The sequence below is a fragment of the Clostridium sp. genome (assembly GCF_040797585.1).
Taxonomy (GTDB): domain Bacteria; phylum Bacillota; class Clostridia; order Clostridiales; family Clostridiaceae; genus Clostridium_Z.
The window spans coordinates 20,319-27,544 of the sequence record NZ_JBFNEO010000008.1 but is presented as its reverse complement, the minus strand read 5'-3'; the positions used below and the strand labels follow the sequence as shown (position 1 = coordinate 27,544).

5 protein-coding genes are annotated in these 7,226 nt (G+C 31.6%); all 5 read left to right on the top strand.

Features of this window, described 5'->3' with window-relative positions:
• On the top strand, positions 1–528 hold a 528-nt coding region (gene tilS, locus AB2369_RS01155; protein WP_367664633.1), incomplete at its 5' end, for a tRNA lysidine(34) synthetase TilS.
• A 4-nt stretch (positions 529–532) separates the two neighbouring features.
• The gene (gene hpt, locus AB2369_RS01150) at positions 533–1,069 is read left to right on the top strand and encodes a hypoxanthine phosphoribosyltransferase (protein ID WP_367664632.1); all 537 of its coding nucleotides are present in this window, start codon (positions 533–535) and stop codon (positions 1,067–1,069) included.
• Between the two features lie 93 nt (positions 1,070–1,162).
• Positions 1,163–2,965, top strand: coding sequence for an ATP-dependent zinc metalloprotease FtsH (gene ftsH, locus AB2369_RS01145; RefSeq protein WP_367664631.1), 1,803 nt, complete (start codon positions 1,163–1,165; stop codon positions 2,963–2,965).
• A 586-nt stretch (positions 2,966–3,551) separates the two neighbouring features.
• The gene (locus tag AB2369_RS01140; RefSeq protein WP_367664630.1) at positions 3,552–5,222 is read left to right on the top strand and encodes a formate--tetrahydrofolate ligase; all 1,671 of its coding nucleotides are present in this window, start codon (positions 3,552–3,554) and stop codon (positions 5,220–5,222) included.
• Between the two features lie 520 nt (positions 5,223–5,742).
• Positions 5,743–7,224 (top strand): acyl-CoA carboxylase subunit beta, encoded by a 1,482-nt coding sequence (locus AB2369_RS01135; protein ID WP_367664629.1) that lies wholly within the window; start codon positions 5,743–5,745, stop codon positions 7,222–7,224.
• The last annotated feature ends 2 nt before the right edge of the window (positions 7,225–7,226 follow it).

Here is a 7,226-nt window from a genome sequence, read left to right as displayed (position 1 = left end):
AGTAGGCAAGGAACAGGAAAGAGTATAAGTTTACCTTTAAATTTAGTAGCTAATAATATATATGGAGATATAGTTATAGGATTTAAAGAAAATAATGAAACCATTAATAATAGATTCATTTATAGAGAGATATATGAGTCCGATAAAGAAGAACTATTAAAGGGAACATTAATTAAGGAAAATTTCTTAAATTATAAAATAAGCTTGAGACTTGTAGGTGAAGAGATAATAGATTTTAAGGCTTCTAATTATATTAAATATTTTTCACTTTCTTCATTAAATTTTAACATAAAGATAAGAACAAGAGAAGATGGAGATAGGTTTACTCCATATGGTATGAAAGGAAGTAAAAAATTAAAAGATTTATTTATAGATTTAAAGATAAATAGAGAAAATAGAGACAAAATACCATTACTTATTATAGATAATAATATAGGGTGGATAGTAGGACATAGGGTAAGTGAAAAATTTAAAATAAATAAAAAATCAAAATATATTTTAGAGGTAAAATTTGAAAGTGAGGAATAAGTGTATGCATAAGGATCTTAAGGAAATATTACTTACTGAAGAGCAAATAAAAGTTAAGGTTAAGGAATTAGGAGAAAAAATAAGTAAAGACTATGAAGGTAAAGAACTGGTTTTAGTTGGAGTACTAAAAGGATCTGTAATGTTTATGTCAGACTTAATGAAAGAGATAAAAGTTCCTGTATCTTTAGATTTTATGGCGGTTTCAAGCTATGGATATTCTTCAGAGACATCAGGAGTTGTAAGAATCCTAAAAGACTTAGATTATGACATAGAAAATAAAAATGTTCTAATTGTTGAAGATATTATAGATTCTGGGGTTACTTTAAAGTATTTAGTGGAATACTTAAAAGGTAGAAAACCAGAGAGTGTAGAAATAGCTGCTTTATTACATAAGCCAGAAAGAACAAAAGTAGAAGTTAATGCTAGATATTTAGGCTTCACTGTTCCAGATCATTTTTTAGTTGGTTATGGACTTGATTTTGCAGAAAGATACAGGAATTTCCCATTTGTAGCTATTCTTAAAGAAGAAGTTTATAAATAATTAGCATTTAATTTGTTGTAATACCAATAAGCATATGTTAAAATTTTTATAGTCATTTTACAGTAATTTCAAAGAGAGGGGGGCAAAATAGGTATGAAGAAATTTTCAAGTCTAACGGCCTGGATGGTTGTATTAGCAATGATTATATTTGCAGCATTAACTTTGGCTGAAACTAGCAGGTCAAGTAATGCCATACCATTTAATGAATTCCAAAAACAATGGACTCAAAATAACATAAATAGTTTTAAACTCAGAGATGATAACATGACGGTGGAGGGAACATTAAGTAATGGAAACACTTATGTAACAATAGTCCCAGCACAGAGATTGTTTCAATTTATAGCAGCTAATCCAAATGATAATGTAAAAGAGTTATATGAGCCACCAACACAACTTCCAGGGTGGATTAATATAATACCAACAGTTATTCTTATAATAATGCTATTTGCATTCTGGTTTTTATTTATGCAGCAATCTCAAGGTGGTGGGGGAAGCAGAGGTGTAATGAACTTTGGAAAAAGTAAAGCTAAGCTTGCCACACCAGATAAGAGAAAGGTTACATTTAAGGATGTAGCAGGAGCAGATGAGGAGAAGCAGGAGCTCTCAGAGATAGTAGATTTCTTAAAAAATTCTAAGAAATATACAGATCTTGGAGCAAGAATTCCTAAAGGAGTACTTTTAGTTGGACCTCCAGGAACAGGTAAAACACTACTTGCTAAGGCGATTGCAGGAGAGGCTAATGTACCATTCTTTAGTCTTTCAGGATCAGATTTCGTTGAAATGTTTGTTGGAGTAGGTGCATCTAGAGTTAGAGACCTATTTGATCAAGCAAAGAAGAATGCCCCATGTCTAATTTTTATAGATGAAATTGATGCAGTAGGTAGACAAAGAGGAGCGGGACTTGGTGGTGGTCATGATGAGAGAGAACAAACTTTAAACCAACTTCTTGTTGAGATGGATGGTTTCGGAGTAAACGAAGGAATTATCATGATTGCAGCTACTAATAGACCTGACATATTAGATAGAGCTTTACTTAGACCAGGTAGATTTGACAGGCAAATACTTGTTGGAGCTCCAGATGTTAAGGGTAGAGAGGAAATATTAAAGGTTCATACAAGAAATAAACCTTTATCTGATGATGTTAGTTTAGATGTTCTTGCAAAGAGAACTCCAGGATTTACAGGAGCGGATCTTGAGAACTTATCTAACGAGGCTGCATTGCTTGCAGTTAGAAAAGAGAAAAGTGTTATAAGTATGGATGAGATGGAAAATGCTATAATGAAGGTTATAGCTGGACCAGAAAAGAAGAGTAGAGTTCAAAATGAACATGAAAGAAAATTAACTGCTTATCATGAAGCAGGGCATGCTATTGTAACTAGAGCTCTACCAAATGCAGATCCAGTTCATGAAATTAGTATAATACCAAGAGGTATGGCTGGAGGGTATACTTTAAGCTTACCTAAGGAAGACAGATCTTATACTTCAAAGTCTTGGCTTCTTGATGAGATGGTAATTTTACTTGGTGGTAGAGTTGCTGAGAAGTTAATTCTAGGAGACATAAGCACTGGAGCTAAGAATGATATTGATAGGGTAAGCTCAATATCTAGGAAGATGATTATGGAATATGGAATGAGTGATGAATTAGGTCCAATATCTTATGGAGCTGATCAGGATGAAGTATTCCTTGGAAGAGATCTTGGACGTGGAAGAAACTTCAGTGAAGAAGTAGGTTCTAAGATTGATAGAGAAATCAAAACTTTAGTTGATAATGCTTATGTAAGAGCAGAGAAGATATTAACAGAAAACATGAGTAAATTGCATGCTGTAGCAGCAGCTCTTGTTGAAAAGGAAAAAGTTGATGGTGTAGAGTTTGAAGAAATATACACTAATTCATAGAGTTTATAAAAAATAGGTCATAGCTTAGCTAGGGCCTATTTTTTATATTATATAAATAAACCACATAATAATTGAAACTAGATCATCAACTGCTATTATTTAAATCCTATTCAAGGATTGAGTTTTGAGATAGTTTATCTATGACACATAGCACTTAGAATTAAAGTTAGAGGTAGAGAGATTTGAAATCTATATTATACATATAGATTTTTAGCTCAAAACTTATTTTATATTATGAATAGCATTTGAGATCTATGAATAGAATAGTCTAATATAAAGGTATATAAGTTTTATATTAAATCTTATACTATGTTAAAATATATAGAAAATTCTGATAATGGTAATAGATATTACCTATTGAAAGCTGAAAACTTCCATGGTACAAGGCTTGATGTAATATTATAATATTTAATAATATTCTATAAATTTAAATAATGGAGTATTTTATACTTTATTAGAAATTATACCAATGATATAATCTATCTATAGATATAGACAATATTAAGTAAAGACTACTTTCAAACTAATAAATGAATTGAAAGGAGGAAGGCTTCCAAAATAAGAGTCATGGTAGCCGAAGAGTATTATGAAAACAGATATAGAAATAGCACAAAGTGCGCAGGTTAAACCAATCTTAGATATTACAAAAGAATTAGGAATAAATGAGGATAACGTAGAGCTTTATGGTAAACATAAATGCAAATTATCTTTGAACATATTAGATGAATTAAAGGAAAAAGAGGATGGGAATTTAATACTCGTTACTGCTATAAACCCAACTCCGGCAGGAGAGGGAAAGTCAACAGTTACAGTAGGACTTGGTCAAGCTTTATGTAAATTAGATAAGAAGGCTATAATAGCTTTAAGAGAACCATCTTTAGGGCCAGTGTTTGGAGTTAAGGGAGGAGCAGCAGGGGGAGGATATGCCCAGGTTGTACCAATGGAGGATATAAATCTTCATTTTACAGGAGATATGCATGCTATAACAGCAGCAAATAACTTACTATGTGCTGCAATAGATAATCATATACATCAAGGAAATAGTCTTAGAATTGATTCAAGAAGAATAATTTTTAAGAGAGTTCTAGACATGAATGATAGAGCACTAAGGAGCATAGTTGTTGGAATGGGTGGAAAGCCTAATGGATTCTTAAGAGAAGATGGATTCATGATAACTGTTGCTTCTGAGGTAATGGCTATATTATGCCTGTCAAAGAGCCTCATGGACCTTAAAGAGAGAATGGGTGATATATTAGTAGCATATAATTTAGATGGAGAGCCAGTATATTGTAAGGACTTAAAGGTAAATGGAGCTATGGCTATGCTTATGAAAGATGCTATAAAGCCTAACCTTGTTCAAACTTTAGAGAATACTCCAGCGATAATACATGGAGGGCCTTTCGCAAATATTGCTCATGGATGCAATAGCTTAATAGCAACAAAGATGGCTTTAAAACTTGGAGACTATGTGGTTACAGAATCAGGGTTTGGAGCTGATCTTGGAGCTGAAAAATTCTTCGATATAAAATGTAGATATGGAGAACTTTCACCTAAGTGTGTAGTTATAGTAGCTACTGTAAGAGCTTTAAAACATCACGGAGGAGTTAAGAAGGAAGATTTAAATATTCCTAATGTAGATGGATTAAAGAAGGGAATGCAGAATCTTGAGAAGCAAATAGAGAATATACAAAGTTTTGGTGTTCCGGTAGTTGTAGCTATAAATAAATTTATACATGATAGTGAAGATGAGCTTAAAGCTATAGAGGAATTCTGTAATCTTAAAGGTGTTAAGGTATCATTAGCTGAAGTATGGGAAAAAGGTGGAGAAGGTGGAGTAAGCTTAGCAAAAGCGGTTATAGATACCGTAGCAAATAAAGAAAGCAAATTTGAAACTTTATATGATGCTAATTTAACTATAAAAGAAAAGATAGAAAAAATAGCAAAAACTATATATGGAGCTAAAGGGGTAGTATTTACAGCACCAGCTTCCAAGCAGATTAAGGAATTAGAGAAATTTAACTTAGATAAAATGCCTATATGCATGGCAAAAACTCAATATTCTCTGTCAGATAATCCGAGTCTTTTAGGTAGACCAGAAGGATTTGAGATAACAGTTAAAGAAGTAAGAGTATCTAATGGTGCTGGATTTATCGTTGCTTTAACAGGAGATATAATGATTATGCCAGGACTTCCAAAGGTTCCAGCAGCGGAAAAGATGGATATATTAGAAAATGGAGACATTGTAGGTTTATTTTAAAATAAAAAATAAGTAAAAAACTAACTTTTAGGATGAAAATATTATAAATGACTTATGTTGAAAACCTAGTTTTTAACATAAGTCATTTTGTATTTAGATTATTTAAAAGTAGAGGTGTGTTTTTAAAGTAAAATATAAATAGAGCTTATAATAGGTTAATATAAAATAAAATGTATACATTGTGTTCTATTAAGAGAAAATATATAAGAATATGAAGATTTGAAGGATAATCCATCAAATATGTCTTTAATGTATACAAAATCTATCATATACATGAGGGGATAGGGAAATAAAGAAGGATATGGCAATGAAAAATTGCAGAAATCAATAAAAAACTGAAGTTTTATTATGAAATATACAGAAAATTGAATTAAAACTTGCAATAATTATGTACATATGGTTAAAAATATGATATTATAATATAGAAATTATAAAAAATATTATATTTGGCATAATTGTTTTAAAATATATGTAATGGTTTTCTTTTAAAAGTTTAAACAGCCAATTGAGGAGGGTTATTATGGATAAGATTGAAGAATTAATTGAAAAGAAGAATAACATCTACCAAGGTGGGGGACAAGATAAGCTAAAAGGACAGCATAATCAAAGTAAGTTAACTGCAAGAGAAAGAATTGATTTATTGTTAGATGAAGGTTCATTTATAGAAATAGGCACATTTTTAAAGGACTCTACAGTTATAACAGGATATGGAACTTCAAATGGCAAATTAGTATATGTTTATAGTGAGGATTACACAAAGAATGGTGGCTTAATGAACAAGGCATCAGGGGAAAAAATAGCTAATATAATGGAAATGGCATTAAAGATGGGAGCACCTTTAGTTAAAATATTAGATTCAGCAGGTGGGGATATAAAAGATGGATTAAATACGCTTTTAGCTTATTCAAAGATTACTAATTTGACAGCTAAGCTTTCAGGTGTGATACCACAAATATCTTTAATATTAGGACACTGTGCTGGAACTGCAGCAGTAACAGCTTCTATGAGCGATTTTACTATAATATCAAAAGAAACTGGAAGTTTATATGTAAATACAGCATTAGATATAAGTAATAAGGAAGAAAAATTTGTTGGGATTTCACAATATGGTGAAGGAGAAAAGGCTTTAAGTACTGGAGGAGCTACTATAGCTTGTGATAATGATAAAGAAGTGTTAGCTATGGCTAGAAAAATACTTCAGATTATGCCTTCTAATAATATGGAAAGGCCTCTTATAAATAATGAAGATAATAAAGGGTTTATACAAGAATCCTTAGATGAAATGTGTAAATCTAATAAGATAAATAAGAGGCATTTATGTGCAGAGTTACTCGATGATAATTCTCACATAGAACTTTTTAGGGATGAAGATAATATTGTTTTAACCACTCTTGGAAAAATAAATGGGCTAAGTGTAGGAATTATAGTGGTAGCTCCAGAAAAGGAAGAGCATTTAAATATAAAATCCTTAGACCGAGTAACTAGATTCATTAAAATATGTGACTCTTACCATATACCTTTAGTAACCATTGTGGATTCAGAAGGATTCTCATCTACATTAAAAGAAGAAGAGAATGGATTAGTTATTGCTATAGCTAAGCTAACTTATTCTTTAGCAGAGGCTACCACACCTAAGGTTGCTGTAATTGTAGGTAAGGCATATGGTTCTGCATATGTAACCCTAAGTAATAAAGAGGGTGCCTTTGATATGGTTTATGCTTGGCCAAATGCTAAAATAGCAGTTACTACGCCAGAAAAGATTATAATGGCTCTTAATAGGGAGGAGATAACTTCTTCTAATAATCCAAAAGATAAGGAAAGAGAACTTTTAGAATCCTTAGAGGAGGATATAACAAGTCCTTATAAGGCAGCGGAGCTTGGATTTATTGATGATATTATAATTCCAAGAGAAACAAGAGCAAGATTATTTATGGCTTTAGACATGTTACAAACAAAAAAGGTAATCAAACACCCTAAAAGCCATGGAACTATACTTATATAAAA